This is a genomic window from Streptomyces sp. KR55 (assembly GCF_052245645.1).
Lineage (GTDB): Bacteria > Actinomycetota > Actinomycetes > Streptomycetales > Streptomycetaceae > Streptomyces > Streptomyces flavusporus.
The window spans coordinates 1-21838 of sequence record NZ_JBQQCE010000133.1; the positions used below are offsets into that span (position 1 = coordinate 1).

Annotated in this window: 17 protein-coding genes and 2 pseudogenes; 5 read left to right on the top strand and 14 right to left on the bottom strand. The window is 67.7% G+C overall.

The window, feature by feature from the left end; genetic code table 11:
* Window positions 1-652 precede the first annotated feature (652 nt).
* Window positions 653-3043: a SpoIIE family protein phosphatase gene (locus tag ACTWQJ_RS20670; protein WP_443308102.1), complete on the top strand. Its 2391-nt coding sequence runs from the start codon at window positions 653-655 to the stop codon at window positions 3041-3043.
* Window positions 3044-3147: 104 nt separating this feature from the next.
* Here ACTWQJ_RS20670 and ACTWQJ_RS20675 read toward each other — a convergent pair whose 3' ends face one another.
* Window positions 3148-4446, bottom strand: coding sequence for a DUF3533 domain-containing protein (locus tag ACTWQJ_RS20675; protein WP_443308103.1), 1299 nt, complete (start codon window positions 4444-4446; stop codon window positions 3148-3150).
* A 310-nt stretch (window positions 4447-4756) separates the two neighbouring features.
* Window positions 4757-6167: pseudogene (locus ACTWQJ_RS20680) on the bottom strand (aldehyde dehydrogenase family protein).
* A gap of 151 nt (window positions 6168-6318) precedes the next feature.
* Here ACTWQJ_RS20680 and ACTWQJ_RS20685 point away from each other — a divergent pair.
* Window positions 6319-6936, top strand: a complete 618-nt coding sequence (locus ACTWQJ_RS20685) for a TetR/AcrR family transcriptional regulator (RefSeq protein ID WP_443308104.1) — start codon at window positions 6319-6321, stop codon at window positions 6934-6936.
* On the opposite strand, the gene ACTWQJ_RS20690 is transcribed toward ACTWQJ_RS20685, so the two are convergent.
* The 10 genes from ACTWQJ_RS20690 to ACTWQJ_RS20735 all read right to left on the bottom strand — a co-directional run bounded on the left by ACTWQJ_RS20690 (window position 6889) and on the right by ACTWQJ_RS20735 (window position 16785).
* Window positions 6889-8487: an AMP-binding protein gene (locus ACTWQJ_RS20690; protein WP_443308105.1), complete on the bottom strand. Its 1599-nt coding sequence runs from the start codon at window positions 8485-8487 to the stop codon at window positions 6889-6891. The two genes, ACTWQJ_RS20685 and ACTWQJ_RS20690, sit on opposite strands and share 48 nt — an antisense overlap.
* A 117-nt stretch (window positions 8488-8604) precedes the next feature.
* Entirely contained in the window at window positions 8605-10113 is a 1509-nt protein-coding gene (locus tag ACTWQJ_RS20695) for a long-chain-fatty-acid--CoA ligase (RefSeq protein ID WP_443308106.1), read from the bottom strand.
* Between the two features lie 42 nt (window positions 10114-10155).
* The gene (locus ACTWQJ_RS20700) at window positions 10156-10845 is read right to left on the bottom strand and encodes a winged helix-turn-helix transcriptional regulator (RefSeq protein ID WP_443308107.1); all 690 of its coding nucleotides are present in this window, start codon (window positions 10843-10845) and stop codon (window positions 10156-10158) included.
* 103 nt (window positions 10846-10948) lie between these two features.
* Window positions 10949-11938, bottom strand: coding sequence for an LLM class flavin-dependent oxidoreductase (locus ACTWQJ_RS20705; protein ID WP_443308108.1), 990 nt, complete (start codon window positions 11936-11938; stop codon window positions 10949-10951).
* Window positions 11939-11991: 53 nt separating this feature from the next.
* Window positions 11992-12420 carry a PaaI family thioesterase gene (locus ACTWQJ_RS20710; RefSeq protein ID WP_443308109.1) on the bottom strand — a complete coding sequence of 143 codons (429 nt, stop codon included), beginning with the start codon at window positions 12418-12420 and terminating at the stop codon, window positions 11992-11994.
* 57 nt (window positions 12421-12477) lie between these two features.
* Complete coding sequence (locus ACTWQJ_RS20715) at window positions 12478-13359, bottom strand: MBL fold metallo-hydrolase (RefSeq protein WP_443308110.1); 882 nt, start codon at window positions 13357-13359, stop codon at window positions 12478-12480.
* Window positions 13360-13506: 147 nt separating this feature from the next.
* A complete protein-coding gene (locus ACTWQJ_RS20720) occupies window positions 13507-14313 on the bottom strand; it encodes an alpha/beta fold hydrolase (protein WP_443308111.1) in 807 nt (268 codons plus the stop codon).
* Between the two features lie 26 nt (window positions 14314-14339).
* Entirely contained in the window at window positions 14340-15245 is a 906-nt protein-coding gene (locus ACTWQJ_RS20725; RefSeq protein ID WP_443308112.1) for an alpha/beta hydrolase, read from the bottom strand.
* On the bottom strand, window positions 15238-15690 hold the full coding sequence (locus ACTWQJ_RS20730; RefSeq protein ID WP_443308113.1) for a DUF6841 family protein: 453 nt from the start codon (window positions 15688-15690) through the stop codon (window positions 15238-15240). The genes ACTWQJ_RS20725 and ACTWQJ_RS20730 overlap by 8 nt, the downstream gene beginning before the upstream one ends.
* Before the next feature lie 453 nt (window positions 15691-16143).
* Window positions 16144-16785, bottom strand: a complete 642-nt coding sequence (locus tag ACTWQJ_RS20735; protein WP_443308114.1) for a TetR/AcrR family transcriptional regulator — start codon at window positions 16783-16785, stop codon at window positions 16144-16146.
* A gap of 71 nt (window positions 16786-16856) precedes the next feature.
* On the opposite strand from ACTWQJ_RS20735, the gene ACTWQJ_RS20740 reads away from it, so the two are divergent.
* Genes ACTWQJ_RS20740 through ACTWQJ_RS20750 form a run of 3 tightly spaced genes read left to right on the top strand, consistent with a single transcriptional unit; the run spans window position 16857 to window position 19851 of the window.
* Window positions 16857-18050: an acyl-CoA dehydrogenase family protein gene (locus ACTWQJ_RS20740; protein WP_443308115.1), complete on the top strand. Its 1194-nt coding sequence runs from the start codon at window positions 16857-16859 to the stop codon at window positions 18048-18050.
* Entirely contained in the window at window positions 18047-19087 is a 1041-nt protein-coding gene (locus ACTWQJ_RS20745) for a phosphotransferase family protein (RefSeq protein WP_443308116.1), read from the top strand. Before ACTWQJ_RS20740 ends, ACTWQJ_RS20745 begins: the two co-directional genes overlap by 4 nt.
* Window positions 19084-19851 carry an SDR family NAD(P)-dependent oxidoreductase gene (locus ACTWQJ_RS20750; protein WP_443308117.1) on the top strand — a complete coding sequence of 256 codons (768 nt, stop codon included), beginning with the start codon at window positions 19084-19086 and terminating at the stop codon, window positions 19849-19851. Before ACTWQJ_RS20745 ends, ACTWQJ_RS20750 begins: the two co-directional genes overlap by 4 nt.
* Before the next feature lie 146 nt (window positions 19852-19997).
* Here ACTWQJ_RS20750 and ACTWQJ_RS20755 read toward each other — a convergent pair whose 3' ends face one another.
* A complete protein-coding gene (locus ACTWQJ_RS20755) occupies window positions 19998-21689 on the bottom strand; it encodes a GMC family oxidoreductase N-terminal domain-containing protein (RefSeq protein WP_443308118.1) in 1692 nt (563 codons plus the stop codon).
* A 26-nt stretch (window positions 21690-21715) separates the two neighbouring features.
* Window positions 21716-21838: pseudogene (locus ACTWQJ_RS20760) on the bottom strand (IS630 family transposase); the annotation flags it as partial.

Sequence of the window (21838 nt, forward strand, 5' to 3'; positions counted from 1 at the left end):
GAACGGCTCGATGAACTCCCACTCCTCATCGGTGAGTTGCGCACGTGTCACACCAGAGTCTTACCGGACCACGACCTCATCCAGGACCCAAAACCCGAAACTGATCACAACCGAAGACAGGCCCTAGCACAGCCGCAAGGTCTGCCTCACCCCTGGCACCGAGGAGCAGGGCTGTGTGGCCCGTTTGCCATCGTCTGCGTGGTGCTGGCGAAGGTCCTGGGTTTCCGGCTGCACGACCTGATCACGGGCGATCCGGCCCGGGGGCGAGGAACTGTGCGACCTGTCTCGGGTGGTTCTCGTGCACGAAGTCTCGGTTCGATGGTGTCGGCGGTGGCCATGCCGTCGCCGTAGTAGCCCAGCATGACCAGCGGCCCCCGCACGAGCAGTTCGCCCGGCGCCTCGCCGACCACGGCCTCGTGGACTACATCGGGGAGACCTGGACCCTGGCGCCCCGTGCGCTGGAGGGCCTCGGCAACAGCCTTCCAGACGCTGGTACTGGACCGGCCCCGGAAGCAGCCCAGGGCTGGGCCGACATCGTCCAACGGCACGGCACCGGGGCTCTCAGATGACGACGCCATTCCGTCTTGCCCTCGGCCGCTTCTCGGACGATCGTGGGTAGTGCCTGTCACGAGGCAGGAGGGCCAGGTACGGCATGCATCGCATCAGCGGGCTGCCCGAGCGACACGCAGGTCACCCAGACGAGGCCAACCGCAATGAGTCCGTCACCATAGCCGTCACGGACGGGAACGGATGTGTGGCCTACTGGAGCCGCGAGGCTCAGGAACTTCTGGGGTACACCCCTGCGGAGATCATCGGCAGTCCTCTGGCCGAGCTGTTCTCCACCGACGGGGCCAGGTTCCGGCATCGCGACGGCGGCCTGCTGGATACAAGCGCCCACCTGAGCCCGCTGCTGGGCGCCACGCAGCAGCAGGGCTTCCTCGTGACGATCGTGCCGTCACTGGCAACGGGGAAACTGCAAGACCTCATGTGGTGGATGCTGGAGCAGCAGTCCCTCTCCCTCTCGATCTACGATCGTGACGGGCGGTTGCTGTGGGCGAACGAGGTCATGCGGCGAGCGGTGGGCCTCGGCCAGAGCGCAGTTCGCGGTCGGCGTATCACCGAGTTCCTTCAGGGTTCTGCGTTCGAGGAGGCAGAACGGCGGATCCTTCGGGTCGGCGAGACCGGAAAGCCCGAGTACACCGAACTCTTCGTAGCGCTTCCGCATGAGCCCAAAGCACACGCCTGGGCCGTGGATGTCTTCCCTCTCAAGGACGGGAGCGGCCGAGTGCACGCGGTGGGCCTGATGGGGAACGACCACTCCGAGCAGTACCACAGCCGCGAGCGGATGGCCTTGCTCAACGAGGCCAGGACCCACATCGGCGCGAGTCTGGATGTGACGGGCACCGCCCAGGAGCTCGTCGACGTGACGGTGAGGGTGTCCCGCTTCGCCGACTTCGTCAGCGTCGACCTGCTGGACGAGGTCTTCCATGGTGCACTGCCCGGCCCCGGCCCCCGCGCGGGACCCGTCGCGCTGCGACGGGCCGCGCACGGGGGCGCCGCCCCACTCCCACCCGACGCGGTACTCGGCGTCGGAGCGATCCACACCCATCCGCGGTCGTCTCCGATCGCCCGGTGCCAGGCCACCGGCCGCCCGGTGCTGCACGACATCAAGGATCCCGACATCGTTCGGTGGCTTGCCGAGGACGCCGTCCAGGCGGCGTACGCAGACGCCTTCGGGACGCGCTCCCTGCTCGCGGTGCCCATCCGAGCCCGCGGCGTGATCCTCGGAGCGGCCCTCTTCCTCAGGCATTCGTCCTCCCCCGACCCCTTCGGCCCCGACGACCTGACCGTCATCGAGGACCTTGTGGCCAGGGTTGCGGTCTGTCTGGACAACGCCCGCCGGTTCACCCGCGAGCACGGCATCGCACTGGCGCTCCAGCGTTCCCTGCTGCCTCATGGGCCAACTGTCCACCCGGCCGTGGAGACAGCGTCCCGTTATGTTCCCGCTGGCGGCAGCGCCGGGGTGGGCGGCGACTGGTTCGACGTGATCCCCCTTCCCGGGGCACGAGTAGGCCTCGTTGTCGGCGACGTCGTAGGGCACGGCATCTCTGCCTCAGCGACCATGGGCCGCCTCCGCACGGCGGTGCGCACCCTCGCCGACATCGACCTTGCACCCGACGAGCTCCTGACCCACCTCGACGACATCGTCACCCACTCCGGGCTCCCGCAAGACATCGATGGCGCCGACGAGACCTCAGAGATCCCCGGTGACATCGGCGCCACCTGCCTGTACGCCGTCTACGACCCCGTCTCCGGCACGTGCTCGCTGGCCCGGGCCGGGCACCCGCCCCCCATCCTGATCGGACCGGACGGAACGGCCCGTGTCATCGACATGCCTGTCGGCCCTCCCCTTGGGCTGGGCAGCCTGCCCTTCGAGGCGGCGGAGCTCACCCTGCCCGGAGGCAGCCTCCTGGCTATGTTCACCGACGGCCTCGTCGAGAGTCGCCATCACGACATCGACGAAGGCACCCGCAGTCTGTGCCAGGCACTCGCCCGACCGGAACCCTCGCTCGAAACCCTCTGCGACACCGTCCTCGAGATGCAACACCCCGAAGGCGAAGCCGACGACGTCGCCCTCCTGCTGATCCGTGCTCGACCACTCGGCCCCGAGAGTCTGGCCTCCTGGGACCTGCCCAGCGACCCCGCAGTGGTGGCCGAGGCACGTAGATGCGCCTGCGACCGTCTCACCGAGTGGGGGCTTGAGGACGCCGCATTCGTCACGGAACTCGTCGTCAGCGAGTTGTTCACCAACGCCATCCGTTACGCCACGGGCCCGATCCGACTACGACTGATCAAGGACCGGACGCTGACGTGCGAGGTCTCCGACGGCAGCAGCACCAGCCCTCACCTGCGGCGGGCCCGACTGAGCGACGAGGGAGGCCGCGGCCTGCTGCTGGTCGCCCAGCTCACCGAGCGTTGGGGCACTCGGTATACGCCTACGGGCAAGACCATCTGGGCCGAACAGCTCATCCAGGCGACCTGAGCGGTCTCCCTCGACGACGCACTGCGGAAGCTGATCCGGCCATGTCCAGGCTCGGCGGGGTGCAGGCGGTGCCAGCTGTCCGCAGCCGCGTCCGACCCGTTCGGCTACGCCGGAACCGCGGCCTGCGTCGGCTTCTCGACCTCGGAGGGAGTGCGGTGCAGCCCCTTCCGGTCGTACAGCCAGGTCACGCCGAAGCCGAAGAGGGAAGCTGCCACGAGGCTGATCGCCAGCATGGCCCAGCCCCGGGTCAGGCCCGCGTCACCCTGGGCGTCGTAGTAGAGGATCGAACGGACACCGTCGGTGATCTGCCGCAGCGGCTCGAACTCGGCGAGGAAGCGATAGAAACCGGGCAGCGCCTCTATCGGCGTGGTGGCACCGGCCGTCGGCACGGCCATCGCGACGAAGATCAGCGCAACGAGCAGCATGCCGGGCGTGCCGAAGACAGCGAGCAGGGCCAGCGCGCCGATCCCGGCGACCGCGATCGCGCACACCGAGTACAGCCACAGCAGGGGCAGGTGGGAGACATTCATCCCCATGCCGACCGCGCCCGCCAGCACCAGGCTGCCCATGAGCACCGAGAGGCCGGCCATGAGTGTGCTGCTGATGGCAAGGGTCTGTACCCGGCTCGCACGGACCAGCGGGCGGTGCCTGCGAAGCGGCCCCATGTCGTTGTGGGTGTAGCCGAGGGCGTGGTCCACCTGGCCGCTGATGACATTGGCGGAAAGCATGCCGCAGACCACGAGGACCAGCGCGTAGTAGAAGGCGGTCATGCCGAGACCACTGTGCGAGTGAAGCGGATGCCCGTCCTTCACGGTGACGACTGCCGGGTCGGCCAGTAGGAGGCGCTCCGCTGGAGGCAGCTTCGCCTGCTCGGCTCCGGCCTGCGCACTCAGCTCCCTGCCCACCTGACTTGAGGCGTTCTTGGCCGCTTCCGTCGCCGCCGCCCGCGCCAGGCTGGAGCCAAGACTTCCGGCGGACTGGTTGGTCACCACCGTCAGCGTCGGGCGAACCGGGTTCTTGTCAGCCGCAGTGCTGATCAGCGTGGTGGCGGAGGAGGAGAAGTCGCCGGGAACGACCAGCGCGCCGAACAGCTTGCCCTGGCCGAGTTCCTTGTTCATCTTCTGCTCGTCCATCACCTTCCAGTCGATCGCGTCTCCACCGGCATTCGATTTCGTGATCGACTCGATTGTCCGCGCCCCCAGGTTGACGTGTTCGCCGCCGGCATTCGCGCCCCTGTCTGCGTTGACCAGGCCGACGGGCAGCTTGTGCAGGTGGCCGACCGGATCGACGTTGGCACCGATGTAGAGGACCGCGAACAACAAGGCCAGGACGCCCGTGACGACGCCGTTGACGATCCACAGGCCTCGGGCCCGCAATACGCGGAAGGGATGAAACCCACCCATGATGAACTCCAGTTTTCGCAAAGACTTGCCGAGAGGGAGGGGTGGACAGCGTCATCGCAGGCCCTGACCTCGCGCTTCATGGGAATCCCGGACATGGGCACGGTCAGATTCCATTGCCCGCAACACCGCGGCGTGCCGGACGCGAGCAGCGATCCGACGGAATCGGCGGTGGTGGCCTTCTCGACGAAGTGGGTGTAGTCCACGAACGACACCCCGTTCGTCCTGCCCGGTTGTTCGAAGATGTGTCTACAGGTCGTGGACGCTGTCGGCGACGTCGCAACGGATTCGGAACAGCACGTGCTGCAAGCAGTCACGTGATCCGTCGCAGGATGCGGTCCTTGCGGCGGGTGAAGGGCGGATAGGTCACGCGCAGGGTGTCCGGGTTGAGCCGCTTGTCGAGGACGGACTTGATGTTGCTGAAGGTGTCCAAGGAGTGTGCGCCGTGGTATTGGCCCATGCCACTCTCGCCGACGCCGCCAAAGGGGAGACCGGGCACGGAAAGCTGAGCGGTCGGGATGCCGAAGACCACGCCGCCGGAGGACGTCTCCGCGATCAGCCGCTGCTTGGAGCGCTTGGATGCGGTGAAGGCGTAGAGAGCCAGCGGCTTGTCCCGACCGGCGATGAAGACGATCGCCGCATCCAGGTCGGGGACGCGGACGATGGGCAGGATGGGACCGAAGATCTCGTCACGCATCACGGCCGAGTCGGGGTCGACGTCCGCGAGAACGGTGGGGGGCGATGTAACGGGTGGGACGGTCGTGGTCGCCGCCGACAACGGTCCGACCATCGTTGAGCAGACCGGCCAGCCGGTCGAAGTGGCGCTCGTTGATGATGTTGCCGTAGTCGGCGCTCCGGGCCGGATCGGTGCCGTACATCTCACGGATGGCTGCGGTCAGGTGCGACTCGATGTCGGCGCCCGCCTGTCCGACAGCGAGCACGTAGTCGGGCGCGACGCAGGTCTGGCCGGCGTTCATGAACTTGCCCCAGACGATGCGACGGGCGGCCGTCGCGAGGTCGGCGCCGGGTTCGACGACGGCGGGACTCTTGCCGCCCAACTCCAGGGTGACCGGGGTGAGATGGCGGGCCGCGGCGGCCATGACGATGCGTCCCACCGTGCCGTTGCCGGTGTAGAAGATGTGGTCGAACCGCTGTTCCAGCAGGGCGGTCGTCTCCGGTACGCCTCCCTCGACGACGGCCACGGCCTGCGGATCCAGGAACCGGGGCAGCCAGTGGGCGAGCGCGGCCGAGGTTGCGGGGGCGACTTCACTGGGCTTGAGGATGACGCAGTTACCGGCGGCCAGTGCGCCGATGAGGGGCGCCAGCGCCAGATTCAGCGGGTAGTTCCAGGGGCTGATGATCAGCACTGTGCCCAGCGGCTCGCGAACGGTCCAGGCTCGGGCCGGCGCGAGCAACAGAGGCACGGAGACCTTGCTCGGGCGCGTCCACTGGTCGAGGTGGCGCAGGGTGTGGTCGATCTCCTTGAGGAGGAAGCCGATCTCCATGAAGTGCGACTCGGTCGCGTTCTTGCCGAGGTCGGTGTACAGCGCGTCTGCGAACACGTCCTGATGCTCGGCCAGCATCTGCCGCAGCGCGTGCAGCTGCTCCCTCCGCCACGAGAGGGGCTTGGTGCGTCCGGTGTTGAAGGTGGCGCGCAGGCGGGTGGCGGTTTGTGCCGCGTGGTCTGTCGTGGAGTCGATGTCCACGTTGTTGTTGGTAGGCATGCCCCGCAGCATATACGAAACGAAAGCATTTCGTTTCGTATTGATGTACGCTTTCTGGTGTGACCCCTCCCACGCTTCCTGAACTCTTCGAACGCCCCCTCTGGCGCTCCGACCCGCATGTGGCTCGCCGTGTCTCTTCGGGGGATGACCGATGACCGAGTCGGCGGCACGCCGGGGCCGCCCCCGCGATGCCAACCGGGACCGTGCTTTGCTGGATGCGACTCTGGCCGTCCTGGGCGAGAGCGGCTACGGCGGCTTGACCACCGCCGCCGTGGCAGCCCGTGCCGGAGTGTCCACCGCCACCCTCTACCGCCGCTGGCCGTCCAAGGAGTTCCTGGTCGTCGACGCTGCCGCGGCCTACTCCCAGAAGCTCACGGCACCTGCCGACACTGGCACCCTCGAAGGGGACCTGCGTGCCCTGCTCCGGGACAAGGCAGCCTCGCTGACCGGGCAGGAGGGAGGGGTGTTGCGGTCCCTGATCGCCGAGGGTGCGCACAACGCCCCCCTGGCCGACGCCCTCACGAAGGCGTTCGTGCTGCCCGTTCGCCTACGTATGGAGGAGATCGCGCAACGTGCGGTGGACCGGGGTGAAATCGCGCCTGTCGAGCACGCCGATCTGCTCGGCGACCTCGTTATCGGTCCCATGATGAGCAGGTTCTTCCTCACCCCGCTGCCGCCGGACGAAGTGGACGCTGGTTTGGCGGCGGAGACGGCCGACCGCCTACTGCCCTTCCTCATCCGCGCCATCGGAGGCAAGGGGAGCCATTGAGCCGGCAGCCCGCTCGCCTTCGCGGAGCAGGTACTTCTGGATCTTCCCGGTAGAGGTTCGGGGCAGTTCCCCAAAGACGACCCGCTTGGGCGCCTTGAATCGCGCGATGCGGTCTTTGACATGGTCGATGATCTCCTGCTCGGTGGCGACCGCATCGGGGCGCAGGACGGTGTACGCGACCGGCACCTCGCCCCAGCGGTCGTCCGGGGCACCGACCACGGCGACTTCGAGGACTGCCGGATGGCTGGCGACGGCCTGCTCGACCTCGATCGAGGTGATGTTCTCTCCACCGGAGATGATGACGTCCTTGCTGCGATCCCTGAGCTCGATGTATCCGTCGGGGTGGCGAACACCGAGGTCGCCGGTCCGGAACCAGCCGTCCGGCGCGGCCGCGGCCGTGGCGGCGGCGTCCTTGAGGTAGCCCAGCATGAGGTTGTTGCCGCGCAACCTGATCTCACCGATCGTGGTGCCGTCCGCGGGTACGTCCACTCCGTTGCCGACCACGCGGGCGGTGAGGCCGACGATGTTGGACACTCCCTGCCGGGCGCGAAGCCGGGACTGTTCCTCGGGGGCGAGGCCATTCCATTCGGGGTGCCAGTCGCACAGCACCGACGGCCCGTACGTTTCGGTGAGCCCGTACAGATGCGTGACGTCGAAACGCAGTACATCCGCGGCGGCGAGCAGGGTGGGGCTCGGTGGCGCCCCGCCGGTCAGGAACCGGATGACGCCGTCCGTGTCGCGCTTGGCCTCCGGGGCGTTCACCACCATGGAGAGCACGGCAGGGGCACCACAGAGGTGTGTGACGTGTTCGTCCTGAATGAGCCGCCAGATCTCGGAAGCCTCCACTTTCGGCAGGCATACGTGTGTGCCGCCGGCGGCGGTCACCGCCCATGGGAAGCACCAGCCGTTGCAGTGGAACATCGGCAGGGTCCAGAGGTAGGCGGACGCTGTGCTCAGCTGGGTGTGCGTGACCATCGCGAGTGCCTGGAGATAGGCGCCACGGTGTTGGTACATGACGCCCTTGGGACGACCAGTCGTTCCGGAGGTGTAGTTGATGGACAGCAGCGCGCCCTCATCGGGCAAGGGGACGGCCGTCGGTGCGGCGGCGTCGAGGAGGTGTTCGTAGGCGCCGTCGTCGCCGGGGCCTGCGCGCACGATCAGGGGCGGATGCGGCATCCCGTCGATCGCCGTGGCCACGAGGTCGTCGAACTGCGGGTCGTGCAGGAGCACCGCGCTCTCCGAGTGCTCGAGGATGTAACGCACCTCGGGGGCGGAGAGTCTGGTGTTGATCGTGACCAGGGGCGCACCGGCCCACGGGGCTCCGTAGTGGGCCTCGAGCATGATGTGCGTGTTGGGTGCCAGTACCGCGACCGGGTCGCCGTTCGCGAGCGGGGCAAGAACGTCGGCGAGCCGACGGCACCGGTCGTGCAACTGGGCGTACGTGAAACGCTGGTCCCCGTCGATCACAGCCGTGCGCTCGGGAAACACCGCGGCCGACCGGTCCAGGAAGGACACGGGACTCAATGGCTCGAATGACAGGGCGGGATTCACGGGCCTGCTCCGTTCGGTTGGTCGGCGGGATCATGAGCAAGGGCTCGGCCGCACCCGATGCCTTGCCGTTGGGGACCGCAGGATCTGGCCCGGGGCGCGTAGCAGTTCCAGAGGGAATCAGCGCAGCTGGCTCTTGAGGATCTTGTTCGTGGGGCCTTTCGGAAGCGTCTCGACGAATCGCACGACCCTCGGGTATTTGTAGGCGGCGAGGCGCTGCCTGCAGTAGCCGATGACGTCTTCGGCGCTGATGTCGCTCCCGTCGCGCAGGGCGACCACCGCGACGACTTCCTCCCCGAGCCGGTCGTCGGGGGATCCGATGACGGCGGCCTCACGGATGTCGGGATGCCCGAAGAGCACGTCCTCGATCTCGCGCGGGTACACGTTGTATCCGCCGCGGATGATCATGTCTTTGATCCGGTCGACGACGAAGTAGTAGCCGTCGTCGTCCACGTAGCCCAGGTCGCCCGTGCGGAACCAGCCATCCTGGATGACTTCGGCGGTTTCGGCAGGGCGACGCAAGTAGCCCTTCATCACCGAGTGTCCGCGGATGAGGAGTTCGCCGACAAGGTCGGCACCCGGCGCAAGCTGGTTGCCGTCGCTGTCCACCACTCGCATCTCGGTCCCCCAGAGAGGCCGGCCCACGGACATGGGCTTGCGTCCGGCCGCTCTGTTGAACGTCACAGCGCTGGCCGTCTCGGTCAGCCCATAACCTTCCAGCACCGGGATGGCGAATCTCTCCTCGAACCGGGCGACGACATCCGGGGCGATCGGTGAACCTCCGCACAGCGCCATACGCATGCTGCTGAGATCACGGTGACGGTCGGGGGTCTCCAGCAGGGCGTGCAGCATGGTGGGCACACCAGCCACGATCGAGACGCGTCTCCGTTCGATGACATCGAGTACGGCAGAGGCTTCGAAACGGGGCACGAGTGCGAGCGAGGCGCCGCGCCGGATCGCGGAGTTCGCGAGCGAGGACAGGCCGAAAACGTGGAACAGCGGCAAGGCGAGAAGGATGACGTCATCCTGTCTCGCTTCGAACACGTCAGCACTGGCAGTGCAGCTCATGAACAGCTGGAAATGGGTGAGTTCGACTCCCTTCGGTTTCCCTGTGGTGCCGCTCGTGTAGAGCAGGACCGCGGTGTCCTCGGGTGCCGTGGAGGCAACTTCCGCTCCACCATGGTCGCGATCCGACAGGAAGTCCGAGAAGAGCCTGCCGTCGTCACCGTCGTGACGTATCCCTGCGGGAACCGTCACGAGTGGAATGCCCGCCTCCTTGGCCCCGAGGACGGCACCGACGGCGAGTTCGTGCGCGAAGATCACCACCGCACGGGCGTCGTTGAGGAGGAACGCGGTCTCCGTTGCGGTCAGCAGGGGATTGAGGGGCAGCAGGACCATGCCGGCGCGGAGCGTCCCGAAGTAGGCGACCAGGAACTCCGGGACGTTGGGCGACTGAATAGCCACCACATCGCCCCTTGAACAGCCGCTCTCGAGGAGTCCGTTCGCGAAGCGGATCGACTCCGTGTCGAGCCGCTGATAGTCCCACCTGTCATCACCCGCCCAGAGGGCAGGGCTCTGCGGTTGTGCGCGCGTTGCCTCAACAAGCATCGCCGCCAGGTTGAAGCTCATGGCATCTCTCCTTCACGTTCCGGCGGCAGGAGCGCTCGCGCGCTACATCCCCAGGTACACCGGATAACCAAGATCGGAACCGGACAAAAGGTCAAACGCGCGCTCGGCCAGTTCGCTGGATCCGACAGTCACCGTCAGGTCGCCCGACTCGACTGCGTCGATCGCCTGGGTGCGGCCGAAGACCACAGCGAGGAACGTGCGCAAACGGCAAGTCACTGCAAGGTCGGGGCGAACTGGCGCCGGCCCGCTCTTCGTCCACATTCGGCCATCGGCGATCTCGACGTGAAACGTCTCCCTGCCCACGTGCAGCTCATAGATCTCCTTGAGGCCGACGAGCTTGTCCGGCGCGGCAAAGGTGGAAACGCTGAGGGCGATCAGGTCCGCGCGGGTGGTCGCCGGATCGATTTCCGCCGACGGCGGGAGCCCAAGGCCCCACCGTCCAAGCTCGATGAGTGGGGCGCGGAGCCCCTCGCCTCGCTCGGTGAGCTCATAGACAGCCACACCCGCGGGAGGTGGAAGCGTGCTCCGGCGAGCGACCCCCGCGGCCTCAAGGCTGCGAAGGCGGGCAGTCAGGCGGTTCGGTCCGATGGCCGGGAGTACGTCGAGGAGGTCCTTGAATCGCTTGGGCCCAAGGCACAGCTCGCGCACGATCAAAATCGTCCATCGCTCGCCGAGAAGGTCCATGGAGCGGGCGAGCGGACACATCTGGCCGTATGTTCTTGCGGTTGTCATGAATCTACTGTACGGCTCTATAACTTCTCGCTATACGCTTTGTACACTCCGCTCGTGTCCGATATACGCAGCTGGGCTGCCGCCATGCGCATGCAAGTCGTGCTCATCGTCGTAGTCCCACCGCGTCGGCGAACGCTTCGAGCTCACGGCGGATGTCGCCGGCGGGTTGGTACATGATCTCGGTGACACCGCTCGCCGCCAGCTGCTGGACCTTGGCCAGGACCTCGTCGGCAGTGCCGGTGAGCGTGACGTGCTCGACCAGCGTGTGGGCCCCGGCGTTCCAGGCAGCCGTGTCGGCGTCGTTCAGATGCAGCAGGTGTCCGTTGTGCACGGCGAGGTGACGTTGGTCCTCCGGTGTGGTCTGCAGGACGGCCAGCCACTCCGGCCCTCCGGGCAGCGCCTTGACAACTTCCTCACCGCCGAGTTCGTAGGAGACGTGGAAGGCTTGCGCCAGTCCGGGGCCTGCGGCCGTGCGGAGCCGGTCGCTGTTGAGAGCTTCACCGTCATCGAGCACGGACCCGAGGGCCAGGTAGGAGACGTGCGAGAACTCTTTGGCCTGTTCGGGCACGGGCGCTCCGGCCACGAACAGGCCGTCCCCCAGCGATGCGGCTATCTCCATGCCCTTGGGACCGATCGCTCCGATGTAGACCGGAATGGCGTCCGGTGCACTCGGAAGCGACTCATCGGGGTGCAGCATCCGCAGCCAGCTGCCCTCCCATTCGACCGTTTCGCCTCTGAGCAGCGCGCGGAACGTCGTGATGTAGCGCGTCATGTACGTCCACGAGGCGGGCATCTGCCCCATGGCCCGCCGGCTGGTGTAACCGGTGCCGAAGGCCACCGCGACCCGTCCGGGGGCCAAACGCTCGAGGGCCGCCGCCCCGCTTGCACTGACCATCGGGTGGCGCAGCGCCGGGACGAGAACGCCGGGACCGAGCCCGATCGAGTGTGTGCGTTCGGCGGCCAGCGCCAGACACATCCACACGTCGGGGCTCTGTTGCGGTGTGTCGTACAACCACGCACGCCGGAAGCCGAGTTCCTCGGCGATCTGGACGTGCTGCGGTGTTTCCAGCGTGGTCGCGAACGCTGCCGACACGTCCAAGCCTGCTGCGCTTTGGCCTTGGTTGGCTGCAGGAGAGGTGGAAGTGGTCATAGTTGCTGCCCCAAGGTGCGCGGGAGGCCGGTGGCGGGCACATTGGCCAGGCGCACCTGGCCGCGGGCGATGAGCTTGCCGCTGCTGATGCTGGTGACGGTGACCTGCCACAACTGCTGGCTGCGCCCTTGCTGGACAGGTTCGGCCACCACCTCCACCGTCCCGGAGGTGATCGGTCGGAGGAAGTCCGTACTGTTGGCCACCCCCACGACGACCTGGTCGCGATCGGCTACCGCGGCCGACGCGCCGACGCTGGCAGCGGATTCCACGGCGGTGGCGTAGACCCCGCCGTGCACCACTCCCCAGGGGGTGTGGTGCTCAGGGCCCAGTTGTATCTCCCCTCGCACCCGCGTGGACGTGACCTCGGTGAAACGCAGACCTACGGCCGCCACGAACGCGCTCCGGAACACGTCGAAGCCTGACATCGAGGCTCCGCCCGGGTCAGCGGTTGCATCAGTCGTGTGCTGTGCCATGTGCCGGGCCTACTCGTTCGCGTAATCGTGTTGGCCCGCGGGCGCTACGGGCATCGGGACTCCCAGGAGACCGTGTGCGCCGTACCAGACGGGGCCGACGTTGAGCCGGTCGGGATAGCGGGTGGTGATCTCGTCGAAGAACTGCTGCGGTGTGGGCTTCTCGGCGAGCAGCCGCTGCGCGTCGCGAAGGTATTGGCGGGTCTGGTCGATGATCGCCGGGTCGTCGGGCAGGTCACGGTTCTTGTGCCCGGCCACCACGGCGCGGGGGTTGAGTGACTCGAGAACGTCGAGTGCCGCCAACCACGACTCGAATCCGCCCCCCGGGGTTTCCAGCAGCATCTGGTGCACGCCGTTGTAGACGACGTCACCCCCGACGATCAGACCGATCGACGGGACGTGGAGCACGGTCGTGTCGTCGGTGTCGGTGTGGCCGACCTCGATCGCCGTCACCCGGTGTCCCTCGAGTTCGAACCCGTCTGCGGGGATCGGCCGGTAGACGACGGGGGCATCGGGAATCAGGCCGGGGAAGTCCGCATCCCACATCTTGCGGCCCTCTGCATGCTTGCGCATCAGCCCGATGGTTCCCTCAGTGGCATACGGGACGGCGTCGGGAAAGCGCTCCAGGAGCTGGCCGGTGCCGAACCAGTGGTCGCCGTGGCCATGCGTCGCATAGATGTAGGCCAGGCGCTTGCCGGAGCGCTCCACCCAGTCGCCGACCCGTTGCGTCTGTTCGCGGGTGAACGGCGGGTCGACCAGCACGGCCTCCCGTTCACCGGTGATCAGCGTCGAGGCCAGCGGAGACGACACGATGCCGCTGCCGTCGGGCAACTTCTCGGGTCGGCTGCGCGGGACCCCGTCGCAGACGTACACGTCGTAGCTCAGCTCAGCCATACTTTTCGTCTCCCTTTTGGTACTTCGAGTTGATATGCCGTACGAGCGCGTGGCCCATCCGGCAGCGGCACAAGCAGACGGCGCGCCGTCGGATCACCGGGACGCCCGGGAACGCCTCGCCGGCAGGGCCGGTCGCCAAGAGCACGGCTAACCGAGCGGCGCGAGAAACTTCCTGATCAAAGCCGCCACCTCGGTGGGCGCTTCGCGGGGAGCCAGGTGTGCGACACGCGGCAACACCTTGAGTTGTGCGCCGGCGATGCGATCGGCCAGTTCGCCGGAATGGGGATCTGGCGGCAACGCCCGGTCCTCGGCGCCTCCGATCACCAGGGTGGGCGCGGTGATTCTCCCGAGGGCATCGACCACGCTGCTGCGACCGGCCAGCACCGACCGTACGGCGCGGGCCAGTCCTGCCTTGTCGAGGGCGTCGACTGCTTGGGCGAGGCGCGTGGTGAACTCGGGGTCCCGGTTGCGGGAGTGCTCGCTGAGCATTCCGGACACGACCAGCCGGCCCAGTCCCCCCGGGGCGATCCCGGAACGTATGAGAAGGGCGTTCAGGCGGACTGCCAGACGTTCGCGGAGGACCACGCTGCGCGCAGTGGTGTTGGACAGAACCAGCGCGGTGACCCGGTCCGGGGCAGTGATCGCGACCCGCAGTGCGACGATGCCGCCCCACGACAGCCCGAGAAAGGCGGCCCGGTCGACGGCGGCAGCGTCGAGCGTCTGAACGGCGGCGGCGCCGCACTCTTCCATGGTGAACAACCGCGACACCGATTCGCTGCGGCCAGTACCGGGTGGGTCGACCAGCAGGGTCCGCCGGCCCTGAGCGTGCAGGCCGGCAAGCTGTGCTCCCCAGCTGGTCTCACCGTCCATGAACACACTCGGCCACAACAGCGCCACAGGGCCGTCGGCGGGTCCGGCGTCCTGCACGTGGAGCCGGCCCAAAGTAGTCGGCACGAAAAGGCTGCGGGAGGTCGACGTCGTCACAAGTAGCGTCCCCACCAGGCGAGGGCAGCACGACTGCCCGGCTCGTAGCCGTCGAAATAGATGCCGTAGTGGTCGATGCCGGGGATGACCTGATAGTCGACGACGCTGCCCGGAATGGTCTCCAGTACTTTCGCCGCGCGGCCGCCGTTGTCGGCGATGGGGAACAGGTCTTCGTCACCGGCATCGATGATCAGGGTGGGGATCCGCAGCCGCTCGACCTGGGCGAGCGGGTCGAAGTGCGCCAACGTGGCCATGTACGGGGTGCCCGCCATGTTCGGCCAGGGATCGACGCCCTGGGGAATCGCGTCCGCGTCGCCGCGCGCGGTGTCGATCGCACGCTTGCGGGCAAAGTCTGCCACTGGCCCACTCAGCGGGGCGATAGCGGGCACCTGCACCGCCAGCGCCTTGACCCGGTCGTCGTTAGCGGCCAGATGCACGGCGACGCCGCCGCCGAAGCTGGTGGCCCACAGCCCGATCCGGGCGGGATCGACGTTGGGCTCACCTTCGATGTAGTCCAGGGCCGAGCGCAGGTTCACCGTCCAGGCGAACGGATCCACCAGCTCCCGGATGAACCGCACCCGGGTGAGTGCCTCATTGCCGTCATCGAGGTCGGGGATGTCTCCGACCAGCTGCAGCGGAGATCCAGAGCCGAACCAGCTGCTCTGGGTGAACGTCAGGGTGATCATGCCTGCTGCGGCGAAGAGGGCCGCGTAGCGTTCGGCGGTGAGCTTGCTGCCACCCCACCCGTGACACAACACCACAGCGGGCAGGGCGGCGTCGGGGTCGACGGTCGTCGGTCGGTACACGTCCGCGTCGAGCGCGATGCCATTGCTCCACACGGTGACCTGTTGCCGGCCGACCCCGTCGGGCATGACCAGCGGCGGATAGACCTTTTCAGCCATGGCTCGCCTCCTCCAGGGCCGATTCGGCGGGCCAGACCTCAGCGAGCCTGTTCTTGTCCGTCGCCGCCGAGTGGATGCCGACCACACGCCAGCCCCGATCGGACTTGGCGACGCTGAATTGCACCGCCCAGCGCTGGATCTCGGTCTCGTCGGCGCGGCGCCGCGACCAGATCACCTCAATGGCGGCACCAACGGAGTTGTAGACAAGCACGCGCCGGTCGGGCACCACGGTGTGGCTGTATCCGGACTCGCGCAGCGGCGCGTAATTGAGGTCCAGGAAGCCGCGCACGCTCGCGTCATCGAGACACCAGAAGGACTGCTCCAGCCCCGTGACGTGCAACGGAGTGCCCCAGTAGTCATGAATGAACTCGGGGCCCTCGTCTGACGTGCCCGCAGCCACGGCCACCCATCGCGGCAGATAGTCCTCGAAGAACCATTCGGTCACCTCGGCCCGAGTGGCAGCAATTTGATCATTAGACATTACGGCAGATTCCTTCCGAGAAGGATTTCAGCGGTCGGTGAATTCGAAACCGAGAGGGGGGACCCTCTTCACGCGCCCTGACCGGGGTTGCATCGCGCGAGCACCGCCCGGTGACTGACCCGGAAGTCGCCCCTCGGCGGCAGCCCGCCGTTCAGTGACCGGCACCCGGCGGTCTCTCGATCACTCGCTGCGCCAGGACTGAGGCGGCATCGGCGATCGGGAAGCGCAGTTCACTGAGCGACTCCTTCGTCATGACCGAGGACGCTAGCAGCGACTATACGAGATGTATAGCATCAAGACCTTATGAGATGTCAGCGACCACGACACGCGCCTGGAGCCCGCCGCCGAAAGCGAGATCACCAGTCATCGCCCACGGCCTGCTGAGCGGCTGTCTCGAAGATTGAGGCTTCGGGTGACCTAGCCCTCAGGGCTCGCGCCGGCAAGGCGCAGGGCGAAGTCGCTGTACTGCCAGACGATGGCATCCTCTGCAAGTTCGCCGTCTTCGCGATACCACGCCGCGACTCCCATACCGAGGTCGAGGATGGCGTAGGAAACCAGCCGCGCCGAGGTGACCTTGAAGCACCCCTCGGCTACGCCTGCGTTGACGATCTGGCGAAAGCCGGCTTCATATTCCGCGCGCAAGGCCAGCACGCGACCGCGATGCGGCTCGACGAGGCTGCGGATCTCGCGGTTGCCGACGAAGGCCTCGAGCCGGTGCCGGGCGTGGTAACGAACGTGCGCCTCGGTGGCGCGGCGAAGGCGTGCCACCGAACCTTCACTGCTGGCGACGGCCGCACGGTGCGCGCCGAGGAGGTCTTCCATCGTGGCGGTCATGATCTGGGCGAGCAGGTCCTGTTTGGACGCGACGTGCTTGTAGAGGCTCGGGCCGCGCATGCCCACCGCGGCCCCGATGTCGGCCATCGTGGTCGCCTCGTAGCCGAGGCGCGTGAACAGCTCCAGCGCCGCGGCACGGATTTCGTCGGATCGGCCCACCTTCGCCTCCACATGCAGGGCTAACGGATGATAGCTGATCCGACCGGCAACTGTGAGCTGCGCCATGGGGGATTGCAGGGTTGCCAAGCGCTCGCTTAGGGTCCTGGCTAATACTCAGTAGCCGGATGGGATGCGCCATGACAGTCGACCTCACCCAGGATCCCGTCGTCGCGGACCTCGCGCGCCGCACTGCCGACTTCGTCCGCGAGGTGGTGATCCCGGCCGAGGAACAGCACCGTGGCGTCGCGCGCACCGAGAACGTGCGGCTCGGGCTGCAACGGGCCGCGAAGGATGCCGGCGTGTTCGCGCCGCACGTCGGCGAGGAGTTCGGCGGGCACGGGCTGGACATGCGGGGCAGGGCTGCCGTCTTCGAGGAGGCGGGGTACTCCCTGCTGGGCCCGCTTGCGATGAACATCGCTGCGCCCGACGAGGGCAACATGCACATGCTCGAAGCCATCGCCACCGCCGAGCAGAAGGACCGGTATCTGCGCCCGCTCGCGGCTGGGGCCATACGGTCGTGCTTCGCGATGACAGAGCCGGCGCCGGGCGCGGGTTCCGACCCCAGTGCGCTGGCGACGCGCGCCGCACGTGTTCGGGGCGGCTGGCGCATCGACGGGCACAAATGGTTCATCACCGGTGCCGACGGCGCGGGGTTCGCCATCTGCATGGCCAGGACGGCGGGTGAACCCGGGGACCAGGGCGGCGCGACCATGTTCCTGGTCGACGCCGACAACCCTGGCATGAAGACGGTCCGGCACATCGAGACGCTCGACGAGAGCCTCTACGGCGGGCACGTCGAGCTGCTCTTCGAGGACTGCGTCGTACCGGACGAGGCGGTGCTCGGCGAAGTCGACCAGGGCTTCCGCTACGCGCAGGTACGGCTGGGGCCCGCGCGGATGACGCATTGCATGCGGTGGCTGGGCATCGCCCGACGCGCGCAGGACATCGCCGTCGGCCGGGCCGCCGACCGCCGGCTGTTCGGCTCACGGCTCGGCGATCTCGGCATGGTGCAGCAGATGATCGCGGACAACGAAATCGACATCGCCGCCGCCCGGGGGCTGATCCTTCAGGCGTCCTGGGAGCTGGATCAGGGGCGTTCGGCGTCGCAGTCCACCTCGATCGCCAAGACCTTCTGCGCCGAAGCGGTGTGGCGGGTGGTGGACCGCGCGCTGCAGATCTGCGGCTCGCTCGGTGTGTCCGGCGACATCCTGCTCGGCCGGTTCCTGCGGGAGGTCCGGCCCTTCCGCATCTACGACGGGCCATCCGAAACCCACCGCTGGGCCGTCGCACGCCGCGTCATGCGCCGCCACACCGAGGCAGCGGCACAGTGAGCGCCGCCGGTCACACCACAGTGGACGGTCTCGACCTGGCCGCACTCGAGCGGTACTTCGACGAGTACGTGCCGGAGTTCCGGGGCCGGCTCACCGCCGAGCCGTTGCAGGGCGGCCGGTCGAACCTGACCTACATGGTCACCGACGGGTGGACGCGGTGGGTTCTTCGCCGTCCTCCGCTGGGCGGGCTCACCCCCTCCGCGCACGACATGCGGCGCGAGTACCGGATGGTGGCCGCACTCGCCGACAGTGACGTCCCCGTGGCACGTGCGGTGACCTTCGCGGACGCCGAGGTGCTCGGTGTGCCCTTCGCGGTGGTCGAGTACGTCGACGGGACGGTGATCCGGACGGTCGAGCAGCTGCACGCGCTGCAGGACAGCGATATCACCCGCTGCGCCTACGGCCTGGTCGACGTACTCGCGCGCCTGCACGCCGTCGATCCGGACGCGGTGGGGCTGACCGGGTTCGGACGGCCGCAGGGCTATCTGGCGCGCCAGGTCCAGCGCTGGTACGACCAGTGGCAACGCGTTCGGACCCGGGAGCTCGGCGACATGGAGCGGCTGCACACCCGACTCGCCACCGCTTGCCCGGCGGAAAGCGGCGCGTCCATCGTGCACGGCGACTATCGCATCGACAACACCATCCTCGACCCCGCCGACCCGGGCTCCATTCGTGCGGTGGTCGACTGGGAGATGGCCACCCTCGGCGACCCCCTCGCCGATCTCGGTCTGCACCTTGTCTACGCCGACCCGTCCTTCGCTCCCGTGCTCAGCGGATCGGCCGCATCGACCAGCGAACGGCTTCCCGCAGCGGCCGACCTCGCCCAGCGCTACGCCGAGGCCAGTGGGCGGGATCTCGGCGAACTCGGCTTCTACCTCTCGTTGGGCTACTTCAAGATCGCCGTCATCGCCGAGGGGATCCACGCCCGCTTCCAGCAGGGGCTGACCCGCGGCACAGGATTCGACACGGTAGGGCAGGCCGTCGCGCCACTGACCGCCGCCGGACTTCGAGCGCTGTCGCACCAGGAGCCGCTATGAGCAACGTCCTCGACCTCTTCCGGCTCGACGGCAAGGTTGCCGTGGTCACCGGGGCGAGTTCCGGTCTCGGCGCCGGGTTCGCCCAGGCGCTCGCCGAAGCGGGCGCCGACGTCGTCCTTGCCGCCCGCCGCGCCGACCGGCTGGCAGATGTCGCGAAGCAGGTGCACGAGACCGGCCGCCGCGCCATCACGGTGCCCACCGACGTCGCCGATCCGGAGCAGTGCGAGGCGCTGGCCCGCTCGGCAGTCGGCGAGTTCGGCCGCGTCGACATCCTGATCAACAACGCCGGCATAGGCACCGCGGTTCCGGCCCTCAAGGAGAGCCCGGAGGAGTTCCGCCGCGTCATCGACATCAACCTCAACGGCGCCTACTGGGTGGCGCAGGCATGCGCCCGCGTCATGGAGCCCGGCTCCAGCATCGTCAACATCGCCAGCGTGCTCGGTCTGATCAAGTCGTACGCCCCACAGGCAGCTTACGCAGCCAGCAAGGCCGGCCTCCTCGGCCTCACCCGCGATCTCGCGCAGCAATGGACAGGGCGCCGGGGAATCCGGGTCAATGCCGTCGCCCCGGGATACTTCGCCAGCGAGATGACCTCCGAGATCCCCGAAGACCAGGTCATGGCGTTCGTCCAGCAGACCAGCCCGCTGGGCAGGGTGGGGCTGCAGCGCGAGCTCGACGCCGCCGTCGTCTTCCTCGCCAGCCCCGCCTCGTCCTACATCACCGGCATCACGCTCGCCGTCGACGGCGGTATGTCCGGTCACTGACGGCGAGCGTGCCTGTGCAGCTCGACAACTGCCCACGCGTTCGGTGACGTCGGGCGGGGCATCTTCGCATTGGGCATCGCGCCTGCCGATCCTTCAAGAGCGCCATGCCCGGCACGTTTCCGCGTGTGTCAGCAGTGCGCGGCGGCTCAGCCCACGATGGGCAGCCGCAGTGCGGCCGGGGCCTCCGCCGGAACAGCAGGGTTGACCGGAGCAACCGGGTCCAGCCGACGGTACGGCTGCGACTGAGCAGGGCGCGGATCGGCCTCGCCCTTGTTGGGCCAGAACGAGAAGGCACGCTCCGCCTTGGCCGTGATGGTCAGCGACGGGTTCACCCCGAGGTTCGCGGTCAGCGCTGTTCCGTCCACGATGGACAGTCCTGGGTAGTTGAACACCCGGTGGTACGGGTCGATCACGCCGTCCTTCGACGAGGTCCCGATGGGCGCTCCACCGAAGAAGTGGGCGGTCATCGGCCTGTTGAAGATCTCGCCCCACATCCCGCCCGGGACACCGCCGATGTGCTCGGCGGTGCGCAGGTTCGCCTCGTGCCCGGCTGGGATGAACGTCGGGTTCGGCTCGCCGCGTCCCTGCTTCGAAGTGAATCTGCGGCGCCCGAACAGGCCTCGCCTGGTGTACGTGGTGAGCGAGTTGTCCAGGCTCTGCATCACCAGCAGCATCATCGTCCGCTCGCTCCACCGGTAGCCGTTGAACAACGTCATCGACTTGACCGGCTTTCGCAGGACCGTCAGCAGCATCTGCAGCCACCGCGGCGTGGGCAGCGAGCCGTCCGTGGCGATGGTCTGCATCAGGCTCATCCCGTTGCTGCCCTTGCCGTTGCGCAGCGCCTGGATGTGCGTGTTCTCGTCCGGGTGAATCGACGAGGTGATCGACACACCGCGGGTGAAGTCACGCTCGGGGTCGGCCACGGGCCGGCTCGCACCGATGATCGCCTCCGAGTTCGTGCGCGTCAGTTCCCCCAACCGCGGCGAGAGCTCCGGCAGCACGCCGTTGTCCCGCATGCGGTGCAGTAGCTGTTGCGTACCCCAGGTGCCGGCAGCCAGCACGACCCGGGCCGCCGTCAGGCTCCGCCGGGAGCGACGCGACCGCTTGCCCGTCCTGTGAACGTCCACCACGAACGACCCGTCCGGCATCGGTCGCACCGCGTCCACCGTGGTCAGCGGGATGACCTCCGCACCGGCGCGCTCCGCGATGTACAGGTAGTTCTTGACGAGGGTGTTCTTCGCGCCGACCCGGCACCCGGTCATGCAGGAGCCGCACTCGGTGCAGCCGGTGCGCCGCGGCCCGGCGCCGCCGAAGAACGGATCGTCGGCGGCCCTGCCGGGCTCACCGAAGTACACCGCCACCGGTGCCGGTTGGTAGGAGTCCGCCACACCCATGTCAGTCGCGACCGCACGCATCACCTTGTCGCAGGCCGTCACGGTCGGGTTGGTGACCACGCCCAGCATGCGGCTGGCCTGGTCGTAGTAAGGCGCCAGTTCCGACTCCCAGTCGGTGATGTGCGCCCACTGCCGATCCTCGTAGAACGGCTTGGGCGGCCGGTACAGCACGTTGGCGTACACGAGCGAACCGCCACCGACACCCGCGCCCGCCGCCACTATGACGTCCTTGAGCGGGTGGACGCGCTGGATGCCGAAGCAGCCGAGCGCGGGCGCCCATAGATAGCTCTTGAGATCCCACGACGTCTTGGCGAACTCGTCGTCGGCGAACCGACGCCCCGCCTCGATCACGGCGACCCGGTAGCCTTTCTCCGTGAGTCGGAGGGCCGCGACGCTGCCCCCGAAGCCCGACCCGACCACGATCACGTCGTAATCGGCTGCCATCTCGCCGTCGGCCGCACTGCTATTACTCAGGTTGAACTCGTGGAGTCCGATGACCTGGTCGCGTCGTCGTCCATGATCAGGCCAGTCGGCGGGAGGCAGCCATCGATCAGGTGAGGCCGGTACTGGATCTTCTTCAGCTTCCGCTTGAT